Genomic DNA, 14,690 nt, shown 5'->3' on the forward strand with positions numbered 1-14,690 from the left:
CGCACCGCCTAGACATCCGCGCCCGTACCGGCGCCGGGCAGGCGCATGGCCAGCAGAGCGATGTCGTCCGTGCCGTCCGATGCCATGCGCTCCAGCAACTGGTCGCAGAATTCGTCCAGCGGGCGGCAGGCCAGCGCCGCGGCGTGACGGCGCAGCCGGTTCATGCCGACGTCCAGATCGGCGCCGGCGGTCTCGATGAGACCGTCGGTGTACAGCAGCAGGGTGCTGCGCTCGGGCAACGGCTCGATGGCGTCGTAACGGGACGTGCCGTCCTCCAGCCCCACCCCGAGCAGCAGGTTCTGTCCCGATTCCAGATAACGGGTGTGACCGTCGGCGGTGACCAGCAACGGCGGCGGGTGCCCCGCGCTGACCCAGTGCAGCTGCCACGGCCCTTCCTGCGGTCCCTCGACGCGCGCCATGACCATGGTCGCCATCGGGATGTCGCTGACGGCGATCATCGCGTTGTCCAGGCGGTCGATGATGACGCTGGGCGGCTCCCGGCGGTCCCACGCCAGGGAGCGCAGCATGTTGCGCAACTGGGCCATGTCGGCCGCCGCCTTGAGGTCGTGCCCGGCGACGTCGCCGATGACCAGCGCGGTGACGCCGTCCATCAGCAGGAAGGCGTCGTACCAGTCCCCGCCGACCTGGGATCCCTTCGGGGCCGGCCGGTAACGGGCCGCCAGCCCCAGGTGGTCCACGCACGGCAGCGGTGCCAGCAGATGGCGCTGCATGGTCTCGGCCACGTCGCGCTGCTGGCCGAAAAGACGGGCGTTGTCCACGGCCAGACCAGCCCGGCGGCCGATGTCGGTGATCAGCGTCAGGTCGGCGACGTCGAAGGGGTGCGCCGGGTCGACACGGGCCACGGTGAGGGCGCCCAGCACCTGCCGGGAGGTGCGCAGCGGGGCGATGATCATCGACGCGGCGCCGAAGGCGGTGTACAGCTCGCGGTGCGCGACGGCCAGAGGCGTGTCGGCGGGGGCGGCGACGTCGTCGGGACCGAGCAGTACGGCCTCGCCGCTGCGCAGCACGTGGGCCAGCGGCGCCTGGGAGGAGTCGGTGAGCGGCGGCAGGGGTCCCTGCCAGACCTGCCCGCCGCCGTGCCCCTGGGGCGCGGCGATCGTGACCCGGCGGATGTCGTGGGGACCGGCGTACAGATCCACCGCCGCCCAGTCGGCCAGCCGCGGCACGGTCAGCCGGCCCAGCCGGCCCAGCGCCTCGTCCACGTCCAGGGTCTGGGTCAGCACGGTGGTGATCTCGGTGAGCGCCGTCAGCCGTTCGGTGAGATCCTCCAGAGCCGCCAGCTGGTCCGCCTGACGCCGCGCGGCGGCCTGGCGGTCGGTGGCGTCGACGAACAGCACCGCCGCGCCGCGGATCCTGCCGTCCCGGCGGATCGGCGAGGCCACCCACGCGACCGGCAGCAGGTGGCCGCCGCCGTCCAGGAAGGTGTCGCACTCGATCTCACCGCGGACGACGCGTCCGTGCTCCAGCACCTCCGCCACCTGGCAGGCCGTACGGGGGATCACCTCACCGCCGGTACCCCGGTGCAGCAGGTCGTGGTCCTCGGCGCCCAGCAGCGCCGCCGCCGGGCGGCCCAGCAACGTGACGGCCCGGGGGTTGACCGCGGTGATGCGCCCGGTGTGGTCGGTGAGATACACACCGGCCCCCAGGTCGGCGAAGACCGCCCGCAGCAGCGCCCCGTCCGGCAGCGTGCCGTCGTCGTCTCCGTGCTCGTCGGCGGTACCGGCCTTGTCCGCCATCGCGACCTCGCCCTTCTTCATGTTCGTCGGGGCCCGTGTGCGGCTCACCGGCCGCGCAGGGTTCCCATTCACTCCCGGCGTCCTCACATGCCAGGGCCGCCACCCGATCGGGCCGGGTGCCGGGACGACCCACGATGATCATGACTATGGGGCCGGAGAACGACCCGATAGACGCGCTGAATTTGGGGCAGAACGTACCTGTCTCTGACTGAATCGCGACGGCGGAACCCCGTCGCACCCCGGTGCGCGGAGGTGGAGCCGATGATCCGGAACCCGGCCTGCGAAAGAGTGTCCTAGTGCGTTTCCATGCCGACCTGCACATCCATTCCAAGTACTCCCGGGCCTGTAGCAAGGACAGCGATCTGGAGCATCTGACGTGGTGGGCGCGGCACAAGGGCGTCACCCTGATGGGCACCGGCGACCTCACGCACCCGGTGTGGTTCGACCGGCTGCGCGAGAGCCTCGTCCCGGCGGAGCCGGGACTGTTCCGGCTCCGCGACGAGCTGGACCGGGAGATCTCCAGGACGCTGCCGCCCGGCCTGGCCTCCGGCACGGTGCGCTTCATGCTGTCCACCGAGGTCTCCACGGTCTACAGCCGCGGTGAGCGCACCCGCAAGATCCACCACCTGGTGTACATGCCGGACTTCGAGGCGGCCGCAGCCTTCAACCGCCGCCTGGAACGGGCCGGCAACCTGGAGATGGACGGCCGGCCCGTCCTGCGCCTGGACTCCCGCGACCTGCTGGAGATCACGCTGAGCAGCGGGCAGGGGGCCTATCTGGTGCCCGCCCACGTCTGGACGCCGTGGTTCGGCGTGTTCGGCTCCAAGTCCGGGTTCGACTCGATCGAGGAGTGCTACGGCGACCTGTCCCGCCACATCTTCGCTCTGGAGACCGGGCTGTCCAGCGACCCCGCCATGAACCGGCGGGTGTCCGGCCTCGACCGCTACAGGCTGGTCAGCCACTCCGACGCGCACTCGCCGCCCATGGTGGCCCGCGAGACCACGGTGTTCGAGACGGACCTGGACTATTTCGCGGTCCTGGAAGCGTTGCAAACCGGCTCCGGGTACGCCGGAACGGTGGAGTTCTTCCCTGAGGAGGGCAAGTACCACCTCGACGGGCACCGCAAGTGCGGCGTCCGGATGGACCCTCGGGAGACCCTCCGTCGCGGCGGCGTGTGCCCCGTGTGCGGCAGGCCGCTCACCGTTGGCGTGCTGAGCCGGGTCGAGGACCTGGCCGACCGCCCGGAAGGCGCCGACCCCGACGGCGCCTCCGGCTTCCACAGCCTCGTCCCGCTGCCGGAGATCGTGGGCGAGATCCTCGGCGTGGGGAGCAAGAGCAAGAAGGTCCTCAACGAGGTCGACACCCTCACCGCCGCCCTGGGTCCCGAGCTGGCGATCCTGCAGGAGGTGCCGGTCGACGAGATCGCGCAGCACTCACCGCCGCTGGCGGAGGCCGTCGCCCGGCTGCGCCGCGGCGAGGTGATCCGGGACCCCGGGTACGACGGCACGTTCGGCACGATCGGCTTCTTCAAGCCCGGTGAGCTGGAACGGATCAACACCTCCGCCACCCCGGCCCTCTTCTAGGACGAGTGGGTCCTGAGGCCGAGGGTGGGCACGGGAGCGGCTGGCGGGTCCACCGGTGGGGCGGGTCCACCCGGGCGAAGGGCCCGCCCGTGAGGTGTGAGGTGCGTCCGTGGCAGGCCGGGTGTCGCCCACCTGCGGGGGCGGGTCCGGGGTGGGCCGGGTGTCACCCACCCGTGAGGCACGTCCGGGGTGGGCCGGGTGTCGCCCACCCGGCTGCGCCTCACGACAGACAAGCCTGCTCACGACACCGAGGCGCCGGCCACTCCGGATTCGACGAACGCCAGGTATCGAGGGCCGTTCTTGAGCAAGGTCCGCAGCTGACCGCCGAGCGCCTCGCCCAGAACATGGCGGCGTTGATCGCCACCACACCACCGCACCACCATGTCACCGCGGCACCCGGCGGCACGGCATCCGGTCACCGATCGCCTACGACCCTTGACCGGACCTCGGACGTCTTCACCCGGTCGCCGTGCAACGCAGCCCGAGTGGGCAACACCTGGCCCACCACGGACACGCCCCACGGGCGGGCGACACCCGGTCAACCCCGGACGCACCTCACGGACGCACCTCACCGCCCGGCACGCATCACCGTTTCAACAGACTGCCGTGCGGCACAGCCCGGGCGGGCGACACCCGGCCCACCACGGACACGCCCCACGGGCGGGCGACACCCGACCCACTGCGGACCCATCCCGAAAGCGAGCCCGCCGGCCGATCCCGCGCCGCCGTACCCGCCTGCCGCTCCAAGCCCCTCTCCCCCTCCCGCCTTCCGGACTCCGCGCATTGCCAAATAGGTCAACCACGTTTACCATCTAGTCAACCGAGTTGACCAGTTAGCTGCACGCCCCCGCATGCGGCACCATCCCCGCAGAGAGGTCACGATGTCCCAGGACGTCTTCGTCAGTCACACCGCCGAAAACGCACCGGCCACCGCCCGGTCCACCATGGAGGCCACCCGCAAGAAGTTCGGCTACATCCCCGACCCGGTCGCGCGGATGGCCGTCTCGCCCGAGGTGCTCAAGGGCTTCCTGACGGTCAACGCCGTCTTCGAGCAGTCCACCCTGCCCCCGCTCGACCGCGAGGTCCTCATCCTGACGATCGCCACCCGCAACGGCTGCCACGTCTGTGTGGCGATGCACAGCGCCGTCCTGACCGGGCTGCAGGCCTCACCCGATCTCATCGAGGACCTGCGGGCCCGCCGGCCGCTGGAGGACGTCCGCCTGGAGGCGCTGCGCGTCTTCACCCACGCCGTCATGGACAGCCGCGGCGCGGTCGGCGACAAGGAGATGCGGGCGTTCCTGGAGGCCGGATACACCCCGCGGAACGCCCTGGAGGTCGTCCTGGGGATCGGCACCTACACGATCTCCACCTTCGCCAACAGGATGACCGACGCCACCCTCGACCCCGCCCTCCGGGACTTCGCCTGGGAGGACGAGGCCGCCTGATCCCGCGACCGCGGCTGCGGCCCCGTCCCCGTGGCGCATGCCGTACCGCTCCGAAAGACCACGGAGTGCCACTCCGCAAGGCCGTGGAGTGCCGCCCCGAAAGGCCGCGGAGTACCACCCCGGAAGGCCGCGGACCGCGGTCGCGGGTCTCACCCCTTCACCGCACCGGCGATCATTCCCGCGCCGACCCTGCGTTGCAGGAAGAGGAAGAGCACCAGCACCGGCAGGGCGAACAGCGTCGCGGCGGCCATGGTGGCGCCCCAGTCGGTGCCGAACACGTCGCGGAAGGACGACAACCACACCGGCAGCGTCCGTTTGTCCTGGTCCTTGATGATCAGCACGTTGACGAACGCGAACTCGTTCCACGCGGTGATGAACCCGAACAGCGAGGTGGCCATCAGGCCGGGCGCGAGCAGCGGGAAGACCACCCGGCGGAAGGCCGCCAGGCGGGTGCAGCCGTCGACCAGGGCCGCCTCCTCCACCTCGGTGGGGATGGCCGCCAGGAACCCGCGCAGCGTCACGATCGTGAACGGCAGCGTGATCATGAAGTAGACGCCGGTCAGCATCGCCAGGGAGTCGAGCAGGTCGGTGTCCCGGGCGATGATGAACATCGGCACCAGAAGCGCCTCCCACGGCGCCATCTGCGCGGCGAAGACCATGACGATGAACGCCCCCCGGCCGCGCCAGCGCATCCTGGCCACGGCGAAGGCCGACAGCAGCGCCACCACCAGGGCCAGCAGCACCGCGCCGCCGGTGACCAGCAGGCTGTTGCGCCAGAACGTCCAGAACCCGTCGGCGCTCACCGCGGTGGCGAAGTGCTCCAGCGTCGGATGCGCGGGCCACAGGCCGGGCGTCTCGGACTGGATCTCGGCCGTGGGCTTGAACGCGGTGGCGAACATCCAGTAGACCGGGAAGATCATCACGATGAGAACGGTCGCGGCCGCGGCGTTGAGGGCGATTCCCCGGGCCCTCGGCTTCCGGCCGCCTCCCCTCGCGGACACGCCTCTCCCAGACACGCCTCTCCCAGACACGCCACTCACGGACACACCTCTCCCGGACACACCCCTCACGGCCACACCTCTCCTGGACACGTCCTCCCCGGACACGCCCTCCGCTGACACGTCCCTCCCGGACACGCCTCTCACGGCTCGGCTCCTTCCTGCCTGAGCATCCGCCGCAGGTTGCTGATCAGCGCGACGGCGAGGACGACGACGGTGAGCATCGCTACGGCCGATCCCAGGTCATAGCGGTGCAGGGCCCTGGCGATCCGGAAGGCGTAGACCGGCAGCGTGGTCGTCGCGCCGTCGGGGCCGCCCTGGCTGAGGACCCAGATCTGCGGGAAGCACTTGAAGACCCAGATCACCTCCAGCGAGGTGATCAGCGCGAACATCGGGCGCAGGATCGGGAAGGTCACCCTGGTGAAGATCTGCCGGCCGGTGCCGCCGTCGATCCTGGCCGACTCGTACAGCTCCGCCGGGATCGTGGTCAGGCCGGCGTAGAGGGTGAGCGCGGCGAACGGAACCGACTGCCAGACCACGAGCACCACCAGGACCCCGAACATCGCCTGGCCGTCGGCGAACCACGAGTATCCCTGGAAGGACTCGAAGCCCAGCCTGGTCAGCAGCCAGTTGACGATGCCGAGCTCGGACTGGAACAGCCACTGGAAGATCGTCGTGGCCGCGATGATCGGTGTGGCCCAGGCGAGCGCGAGCGCGCTCATCAGGGCCAGCCGCATGCGTCGTCCCAGCCTCGCCAGCATGAGGGCGACGGCCGTCGACAGGCCCATGATGAGCACCACGTTGATCCCGGTCCAGACGAAGGTCCGCAGCACCACCGTCCAGAACTCCCCGCCCGCCAGCAGCTCCCGGTAGTTGTCCAGGCCGACGAGCTCCGCGCCGCCCCTGATCAGCTCACCCATCCGGAAGTGCTGGAAGGAGATCGTCGCGGCGCGGAAGAGGGGATACAGCAGCAGGAAGACTCCGCCCACCACGGTGGGGGCGATCAGCAGGTACGGCCAGAGCCTGCGGGGGCGGCGGGGCCTGCCGGGCGGGACCGGGCGCCCCGGCCCGCGGCGGGGCGGGGCCGGGGCCCGGGTGGCGGCGGGGACGCTCACCGCGCTACGACCCGCTGTTGAGCGTCGCGGTGATGGACTCACTGGCCTTGCGGGCCTCGGTCGCCGGGTCCTTGCCGGTGAGCACCGCGGTCATGTACTGCTTGATCACCAAGGTGGCCTCGACCGCCGCCCAGTTGGGCGTGTTGGGGGTGGCCCTGCCGTTGGAGGCGCCCTTCGCCATCGCGGCGGTGCCCTCGTCGGCGTCGAGCACGTGCGCCAGCGACGTCCGGTTCGGCACGAAGTTCATCGTCTTGGCCAGGTCGGTCTGGAACTTCTCCCCCGCCAGCGCCTTGACCACCTCGTAGGCGGCGTCGGGGTTCTTCGACGCCTCCGGGATGATCAGGTCGGAGCCGCCGGTGAACACCGCGCCGGGCTTGTCGGCCGTCTTGCCGGGGATCGGGAAGAACCCGATCTTGTCCTTCATCCCCGGCTCGACCTCCAGCACCCGGGCCGCGCCGCCCGGCACGTTGATCATCTGGGCGACCTTGCCCTGCGCGAAGACCTCGTGCTGCGGCGGGTTGGCCTCGTCGGCGTCCTTCGGGCCCTTGCCGAGCGCCTGGAGCCGCTTGTAGAAGTCCATGCCGGCCAGCGCCTGCGGGGTGTCGAGGGCGCCCTTCCACTTCTCGCCGTCCTTGACGGCGAAGTCGCCGCCCTCGTCCCAGATGAACCCGGCCAGCGCGTACCAGGTCTGCCCGGTGAGATAGATGCCCTGGTTGCCGCCCTTGTTGAGCTTGGCGGTGATCTCCAGCCACTCGTCGCGGGTCTTGGGCGGGGCGCTGACGCCCGCCTTCTCGAACAGCTCCTTGTTGTAGACGACGACCCGGTTGGCGGCGTACCAGGGGATGCCGTACTGCCGGCCGTCGATGTTGCCCGGCTGGGCCAGGCCGGGGATCCAGTCGGTGCCACCGAGGTCGGCGACCTTGTCGGTGAGGTCCCTGACCCCGCCGCTGGAGGCGTACTGCGCGACCTGGGTGTTGCCGACCTCGATCACGTCGGGTGCGTCCGTGCTGGCCAGGGCGGCGGTGACGCGCTCGCCGATGCCGTCCCACGCCTGGATCTGGATGTCGAGGTCGACGCCCTTGTGGGCGGCCTCGTAGTCGGTCTCGAACTGCTTGATGAGCTCGTCGGTGACGCTCCCGTCCATGATCCAGACGGTGAGCTTGGCGGGTCCCGTGCTCGCGGGGGCGGCGCTGCCCGATCCCGCGTCGGAACCGCAGGCGCCGGTGCCGGCGGCCAGGGCCAGCACGGCCGCGGCGGCCAGGAGGCGGTGCTTCATGGGCCTTCTCTTTTCAGGGGGGTGGTTCGGCTTGTCCGGAAGGTGGTGGTGCCGGTACGGCGCCCGCGGCCGAGTGGCGGACGCCGTACCGGCACCTCAGGGGGCGGGGACGGTGTCGATGAGCCTCAGGAGGCGGGGACGGTGTCGGTGAACGTGGTGGACGCGGCGCGGAAGGCGTTGACCCGGCTCAGCACCCCGGCGGGCGAGACGACCTCGTTCTTGCTGTGGTAGACCCAGTCGACCTGCTGCCGGTAGGTGCGCGGGGTGGAGCCGCCCTGCAGGTCGATGAACCACTGGTTGAACATGATCCACATGGGCGTCTCGGGGTAGTAGATGTCACCGTGGTCGGCGAACAGGCGCCCGTCGACGTAGTACTTGATCCGGCCCCCGGAGACCTGGATGACCAGGTCGTGCCATCCGGCGAAGCTGGCGCGCTCCTCGGTGTGGGTGTTGACCGCCTGCCAGGGGTCGGCCTGGTAGGTCTCCCAGCTCGTGGCGTACAGGATGTTGGCGGGCTCGCCCCAGCCGCCGTTGGGCAGGTATTCGAAGTCCAGCTCGCCGTAGTTCGGGTCCATGTTCTGCTGCAGCGGGGTGATGGTGAAGAACGTCTGCACGACGTGCTCGCCGTCGGGGCCGGACAGCGGGGTGTCGCTGAACTTCACCCGGGCCGCGTAGGTGCCCTCGAAGAACTTGCGGGCCGAGGTGGACAGCTCGGTGTGCACGGTGCCCGCGCCGGTGCCGTCGGTGGAGGAGTCGAGCTGCAGGACCTGGTTCCCGCTCACCGACGGGAAGGTGACCGCGGAGGGCGACCAGGTCGCGCCGGGCACCCCGGGACCGCCCGAGCTGGAGCGCACCGTCCAGCCGCGCTGCGCCAGCCGCGGGTCGGACGACCCGGTGTAGGCGAAGTCGTCGAACAGCGTGCCCTGGCCGCCGGGGTTGCCCGTCGGGGTGATCGTGGGCGTCGGCGAGGGGTCGGGGCCCGTGCCGCCGGCCGGCGTGCCCCAGGCGAGCTGCCCGCCGACGTAGACGGCGACCTTGCTCCAGTCGGTGTAGGAGGTCTGGGTTCCGAAGGAGTAGTCGTCGGACTGGGTGAAGTTCTGCCAGTCGGCGCGGTGGAACCGCAGCTGCATGTCACCGGTGTTCGCGCCCGGGGCCAGCGTCCCGGAGGTGAAGCCGACCTCCAGGTACCGGTCGGCCGTCGGCACCGGGCTCGACAGCGTGGCGAACTGCCCGGTCACCGTGGAGCAGCCGACCACCGCCCACGAGCAGGCGAACCGGTAGGCGGTATCACCGGTGAAGTAGTAGCGGATCTTGACCTGGTTGAGCGGGATGGACGTGGTGCCGGTGTTGGTGAGCTTGAACCAGGGCTCGGCCTGCGCGGTGGTGGCCCCGGTGGAGCTGTTCTTGTACTGCAGGCGCAGCGACTGGGCGGCCGAGGCCGGGGAGGCCAGGGCCACCGCCGCCAGAACGAGGGGGAGGGAGAGGGCGAGGACGGTTTTCCAGAGACGTCGGGGCACGGTTGATCTCCTAGCGAGCGACCCCCGAGATGTTTCCTGGCACGGCGAACGGAGCGTTCCGTCCGCCGGATGGCGCGGCGAAGAGCGGATTCGCCGGGCGGTGCGGGGCGGAGGTGCGAGCGGACGGACGCCCGCGGCGGTCAGCCGGGTGGACGGACACCCGTGGCCGATCAGCCGCCCCGGCGGATGCGGCCCGCGTAGCGGGCTTCGAGAGCGAGGTTGTGCGCGTCCCCCTCGGGGACATTCGCCGACAGGTACACCGGCGGCACCCGGCCGGCCGCGAGCAGTTCGGCCACCGCCCCGGTGACGACGAGCTGCGCGAGCAGCGCCGAGGTGATCGTGGAGACGGCCGCGACGGCGCCGCCGCCGGGCAGGGGCAGGACCGCGTCGCCGTAGGGGGCCCGGTTGTCGAGCACCACGTCGGCGAGGTCGCACAGCTTGCGGCCGGAGGGATGCTTGGCCGCCACCGCGGAGCTGTGGGCGAGCGAGGTGATCGCGATCAGGTCGTGACCGCGTTCCTTCACCAGGGTGGCCAGCTCGACGACGACGCCGTTGACGCCCGAGCTGGAGATGATCACGAACAGGTCGCCGTCGGCGACGGGGGCGAGGTCGAGGATCCGGTGCGCGATCTCGGGATCGCGTTCGAGGTCGTAGCGTTCGAGCTCGCGCGGGTCGGCTCCGCCGTACAGGACGATGTCCCGCAGCGCGAGCCGGTTGGTGGGCACCAGCCCGCCCGCGCGACCGGCGATCTCCATCGCGACGGCCTCGGAATGGCCGGAGCCGAACGCCTGGACGATGCCCTCGCGCTCCAGCGCCTTGGCGACCAGGGCCGCGGCCCGCCCGATGGGTTCGGCCTGCTCCGTGGGGATGGCCCGGACGAGATCGGCGATGTGGCGGACGTAGGCGTCCGGGTCGGGGGGCGGGACTCCCGCCGTCTCGCCCCGTGTCACGTCGAGTTCTGCGGTCACATGTCTCCCTCCGGGAGGCGGTGCCCGGTCACCGCGCGGACGGTCAGATCGAACGCCTTCCGGGTGCGCTCGTAGGTGCGCTGCGCGACCGAGACGTAGACCACGTCCAGGACGAGCAACTGGGAGTGGATCGCGGCGAAGCCGTCGGAGCGGAAGGTCGTCTCCCTGCTGGAGGTGGTGACGACCAGCTCGGCCACCTCGGCCAGCGGTGAACGGGGGTGCGAGGTGACCGCCACGGTGATCGCGCCGTGGCTGCCGGCCTCGGCCAGCACCTCGATGACCTCGCGGGTCCTGCCGCTGTGCGAGATCCCGATCGCCACGTCGCCCTGGCCGAGCAGCGCGGCGTCGGTGAGCGCGCTGTGCGCGTCGGACCTGCTCCAGGTGGGGACCCGGATGCGCTGGAGGCGGTACTCCATCTCGCTGGCCACCGCCGCGCTGCTGGAGACGCCGAACAGCAGCACCCGGCCGGCCTGGGCGATCGCACCGGCGACCTTCTCCACCGTGGCCAGGTCGAGCTGCGCCGCGGTCTCCTGGATCAGGCGGATGTCGTTGCCCGCCACCACGCCCAGCACCCGGTCGAGCCCGTCGCCGGGCAGGATCTCCTGCCCGATGTCGGTCTCCCACCGCTGCTGGGCGACCCGGCCGGTCTCGGTGGCGAGCGCGACCCGCAGCTCGGCGTAGCCGCCGAACCCGAGCGCGCGGCAGAACCGGGTGATCGTGGCGGTCGAGGTGCCGCTGCGCTCGGCCAGGTCGACGATCGTCGACCGGGCGGCCTCGGCGGGGTCGGCGAGGATCACCTCGGCCACCTTCCGCAGCGCCTCCGGCATCTCGGCCTGCTCGATCCCGATCCTGTTCAGGAGTTCCACCGCGTTCCTCCTCCGTTGATGGTGAAAATTATGCTCACCATCTAGCGTCGTCAAGGCTTCTGGAGAATAATTTTTGACATGACTGTGGTGCTCGGCGTGGACGCCGGCGGGACATCATCTCGCGCCGTGGCCGTCACGGCGGCGGGAAGGGTGGTCGGGCGAGGACGGGCGGGCGGCGGCAACCCCATGGCGACCGGCCCCCGGGAGGCGTTCGCCAACCTCGGCCTGGCCGTGCGGGAGGCCCTGGCCTCGGTGGATCCGGCACAGGTGGGGGCGGTGACCGTCGGGCTGGCCGGCGCGGGGATCCTGCGGGACCCCTCGGCGCGGGCGGTCTTCGACGGGGCCCTGCGCGACTGCGGGCTGACGGCCCCGGCCCGGGCGGTGGGCGACGTGGTGGTGGCCTTCGCGGCGGGTACGGCCGCGCGGTCGGGGACGGTCCTCATCTCCGGCACCGGGGCCATCGCGGCGAAAATTATTAACCACCAGCCGGTGGCACTGGCCGACGGGTACGGCTGGCTGCTGGGCGACGAGGGCTCGGCCTTCTGGCTCGGCCGGGCCGCCGCCCGCGCCGCCATCAGGCAGACCTCGGGCCGCGTGACGGGCGATGCTCACGAAGCCGGCAACGCGCAGGAGGCGGATGACGTTCAAAAAGCGGATGACGTTCAAAAAGCGGATGACGCGCAGAAGGCAGACGACCGGGCGCCGGACGGCATGGGCCCGCTGACCCGGCTCGTCGTCCACCACCTGCTGTCCCCGGACGAGGAGGCCGACGAGCGGGCGTGGGCGACCATGCCGGGCAGAGAGCTGGCCGACCTGCTGGCCACCGCGGTGCAGTCCCGGCCCCCGCGCGCGCTGGCCGAGCTGGCGCCGCTGGTCAGCCGGGCGGCCGAGGCCGGGGACCCCGCCGCCGGGGCCATCGTGGCCGAGGCCGCGGCCCGGCTGGCCGCGACCGTGTCCGAGGTGCGTGAGCCGGGCGACCGCACGCCGGTCGTGCTGGCCGGAAGCGTCCTGACGAGCGAGGGCCCGGTACGGCGCGCCGTACAGGACCTCCTGCGCGGCCGGGACGCGCCGGTCACGGTCGCGGGCGACGGCGCCGGGGCGGCCGCGTGGCTGGCGGCCGGGCGGCTGCTCGGTCCCGAGGAGGCGGCCGCCCTGCACCGGCGCTTCGTCACCCCGTGAACACCCGGATGCCGCGGATCACCGGACGACCGGCGCCCCACCGCTCCGCGAGCGCCGGCCGGATCACCCGATGAACGCCCGGGCGGGGCGGATCAGGGGACGGCGGCGGCGAGGTCGGGGGCGGTCTGCCGGGCCAGGGCGGTGACCACGTCGTGGATGCTCCCCCGCCCGGCGTAGGCCTCGCGCTGGCGCGCCGCGCCCGAGCCGACGCGGCGCAGTCGGGCCAGGCCCGCGGTGACCCGCTCCAGGTCCCCGGCCGCCGACAGCGCCCCGCGGACGTGGTCGACCATCTCGTCGACCAGCCGCCAAGCCGGCATCAGGGTCCCCGAGACCGGCTCCAGCCCGTGTCCCTCGAGACCGTCGTGCGCCGCTCTCCAGAACGCGGCGCGCAGGACCTCGTCCGGCACCCGGGGAGCGGACACCCCGGCCCGGATGTCGCGCAGCGCGGTGGCCACCAGCGCCCGGACGAGGGCGACGTACAGGACGGTCTCCTCGGCGGTGGCGCACACGTCCCCCACCCGGATCTCGACCGTGGGAACGTGGTCCGAGGGCCGGATCAGCCAGTACAGCATCCCCCGGTCCAGGATGACGCCCGAGCGCAGCAGCACCCCGACGGTGGCCTCGTAGTCGGCGGCGGACTCGAAGTACGGCGGTATGCCGAAGCTGGGCCACCGCCCGAACGCGATCGCGCGCCAGCTCGCGTGCCCGCTGTCGGCGCCGCCGGTGAAGGGCGAGTTGGCCGCCAGCGCGTGCAGGACGGGAAGCCAGGGCCGCAGGTGGTTGCAGACCTGCACCGCCTCCTCGCGGTCGGGCACCTCCACGTGGACGTGGCAGCCGCAGCACTTCTCCCCGCGCGCGACGGCCCCGAACGCGCCGGCCATGCGCCGGTAGCGCGGGCCCAGGGTGAGCGGGGCGCCGCTCGCGGAGTTCTCCAGCGGGGCGCAGCCGGAGGCGACCAGCTCGCAGCCCGCCCCCCGCGCCGCGGCGGCCAGCTCGGCCCGCAGCCCCGTCACCTCGCGCAGCAGCGCGTCCATGTCGGTGTGCGGGGTCGAGGAGGTCTCGATCTGGCAGGAGGCGAACTCCCGCTGGACGAGCTCCCGGGACCGGACCACGGCCATGACCCGTTCCACGTAGGGGACCGTCTCGCCGGTCCGGGGATCGACGAGGAAGAACTCCTCCTCCACTCCTGTTTTCAGCACCTCGGTGACCTGGGCGCGGCGCGACCCGGCCTTCCTCGAAGGTACGGCGCTCCCCGGAGGCACGGTGATCCTCCGGAGGCGGAATGCGGAACGCTCGTGCACCACGCCGACCCCTTCCCCCGACTAATAGATGGCTCCATTTCCCACTGGAGCTACAAGAATTCGCTGCCCTCAGGCGCGTGCCTCACACATCGGACCCGTTCGTCACGGGTCCTGTTTCAATCTCCGCCCTGTTGACGGACAGGTGGATCCGGCGCTCCCGGGGGTCCACCCGGCTGACCAGGCCAGCAGGCACCTTGACCTTCTTCTGGGAGATCAGCGATCCCATGTCGACGACGATGTAGCTGTCGCCGGGCACGGTGCTCTCCTCCGCCACCCTTCCGACCTTTCCGTCGGCGGGCGTCTCCACGTCGAAGCCGATGAGGTCCAGCGTCCGGTCCCCGGCGTAGACATCCGGGCGGTAGCTCCACAGATTCTCGTCAGTCATGCCCGAACTCTTTTCCTTGAGGGGGTCGACCGCCTGCCGTCTACCCATCCTGGCCTGCCTAAACGATCCAGGAAAGAGATCGTCCACGACGTGCGGGAAAGCCTCCGCCGCGCTCTCCCCGAAGTGCACCACGCGGTCCACGAAGGGTTCACAGCGGGTTCACCGTGGGTCCACAGCGGGTTCACCGTGGGTCCACAGCGAGGTTCACGCCGCGGTTCACAACCCTTGACAGGACGGCGCGGTGATCACAACATGACCTCAACTCATGTTTTGCGGCTGCGATTTCCTGCCCTCGGCCCC

The 14,690-nt window shown here is 71.4% G+C and carries 12 protein-coding genes; 3 read left to right on the forward strand and 9 right to left on the reverse strand.

Annotation, left to right across the window (positions count from 1 at the left end):
• Positions 1-8: 8 nt before the first annotated feature.
• Positions 9-1,805 carry a SpoIIE family protein phosphatase gene (locus Psi01_RS17595; protein ID WP_204065115.1) on the reverse strand — a complete coding sequence of 599 codons (1,797 nt, stop codon included), beginning with the start codon at positions 1,803-1,805 and terminating at the stop codon, positions 9-11.
• A gap of 248 nt (positions 1,806-2,053) precedes the next feature.
• On the opposite strand from Psi01_RS17595, the gene Psi01_RS17600 reads away from it, so the two are divergent.
• Together Psi01_RS17600 and Psi01_RS17605 are read left to right on the forward strand one after the other, a co-directional pair.
• Positions 2,054-3,340 (forward strand): endonuclease Q family protein, encoded by a 1,287-nt coding sequence (locus Psi01_RS17600; protein WP_204065116.1) that lies wholly within the window; start codon positions 2,054-2,056, stop codon positions 3,338-3,340.
• 881 nt (positions 3,341-4,221) lie between these two features.
• Positions 4,222-4,785, forward strand: coding sequence for a carboxymuconolactone decarboxylase family protein (locus Psi01_RS17605; RefSeq protein WP_204065117.1), 564 nt, complete (start codon positions 4,222-4,224; stop codon positions 4,783-4,785).
• 149 nt (positions 4,786-4,934) lie between these two features.
• On the opposite strand, the gene Psi01_RS17610 is transcribed toward Psi01_RS17605, so the two are convergent.
• From Psi01_RS17610 to Psi01_RS17635, 6 genes are all read right to left on the reverse strand, one after another.
• Positions 4,935-5,786, reverse strand: coding sequence for a carbohydrate ABC transporter permease (locus tag Psi01_RS17610; RefSeq protein ID WP_204065118.1), 852 nt, complete (start codon positions 5,784-5,786; stop codon positions 4,935-4,937).
• A gap of 140 nt (positions 5,787-5,926) precedes the next feature.
• Positions 5,927-6,898, reverse strand: a complete 972-nt coding sequence (locus tag Psi01_RS17615) for a carbohydrate ABC transporter permease (protein WP_204065119.1) — start codon at positions 6,896-6,898, stop codon at positions 5,927-5,929.
• A gap of 4 nt (positions 6,899-6,902) precedes the next feature.
• Positions 6,903-8,174 (reverse strand): sugar ABC transporter substrate-binding protein, encoded by a 1,272-nt coding sequence (locus Psi01_RS17620; RefSeq protein ID WP_204065120.1) that lies wholly within the window; start codon positions 8,172-8,174, stop codon positions 6,903-6,905.
• Between the two features lie 125 nt (positions 8,175-8,299).
• Positions 8,300-9,691, reverse strand: a complete 1,392-nt coding sequence (locus Psi01_RS17625; protein ID WP_204065121.1) for a cellulose binding domain-containing protein — start codon at positions 9,689-9,691, stop codon at positions 8,300-8,302.
• A gap of 170 nt (positions 9,692-9,861) precedes the next feature.
• A complete protein-coding gene (locus Psi01_RS17630) occupies positions 9,862-10,659 on the reverse strand; it encodes a sugar isomerase domain-containing protein (RefSeq protein ID WP_239127798.1) in 798 nt (265 codons plus the stop codon).
• The gene (locus Psi01_RS17635) at positions 10,656-11,525 is read right to left on the reverse strand and encodes a MurR/RpiR family transcriptional regulator (RefSeq protein WP_239127799.1); all 870 of its coding nucleotides are present in this window, start codon (positions 11,523-11,525) and stop codon (positions 10,656-10,658) included. The genes Psi01_RS17630 and Psi01_RS17635 overlap by 4 nt, the downstream gene beginning before the upstream one ends.
• Before the next feature lie 78 nt (positions 11,526-11,603).
• On the opposite strand from Psi01_RS17635, the gene Psi01_RS17640 reads away from it, so the two are divergent.
• A complete protein-coding gene (locus tag Psi01_RS17640) occupies positions 11,604-12,704 on the forward strand; it encodes an N-acetylglucosamine kinase (protein WP_204065122.1) in 1,101 nt (366 codons plus the stop codon).
• A 92-nt stretch (positions 12,705-12,796) separates the two neighbouring features.
• Here Psi01_RS17640 and Psi01_RS17645 read toward each other — a convergent pair whose 3' ends face one another.
• The gene (locus tag Psi01_RS17645; protein WP_204065123.1) at positions 12,797-13,966 is read right to left on the reverse strand and encodes a carboxylate-amine ligase; all 1,170 of its coding nucleotides are present in this window, start codon (positions 13,964-13,966) and stop codon (positions 12,797-12,799) included.
• 121 nt (positions 13,967-14,087) lie between these two features.
• Complete coding sequence (locus tag Psi01_RS17650; RefSeq protein ID WP_204065124.1) at positions 14,088-14,531, reverse strand: hypothetical protein; 444 nt, start codon at positions 14,529-14,531, stop codon at positions 14,088-14,090.
• Positions 14,532-14,690: the final 159 nt, after the last annotated feature.

Origin of the sequence: Paraplanobispora siamensis (assembly GCF_016863175.1) — a bacterium.
Lineage (GTDB): Bacteria > Actinomycetota > Actinomycetes > Streptosporangiales > Streptosporangiaceae > Planobispora > Planobispora siamensis.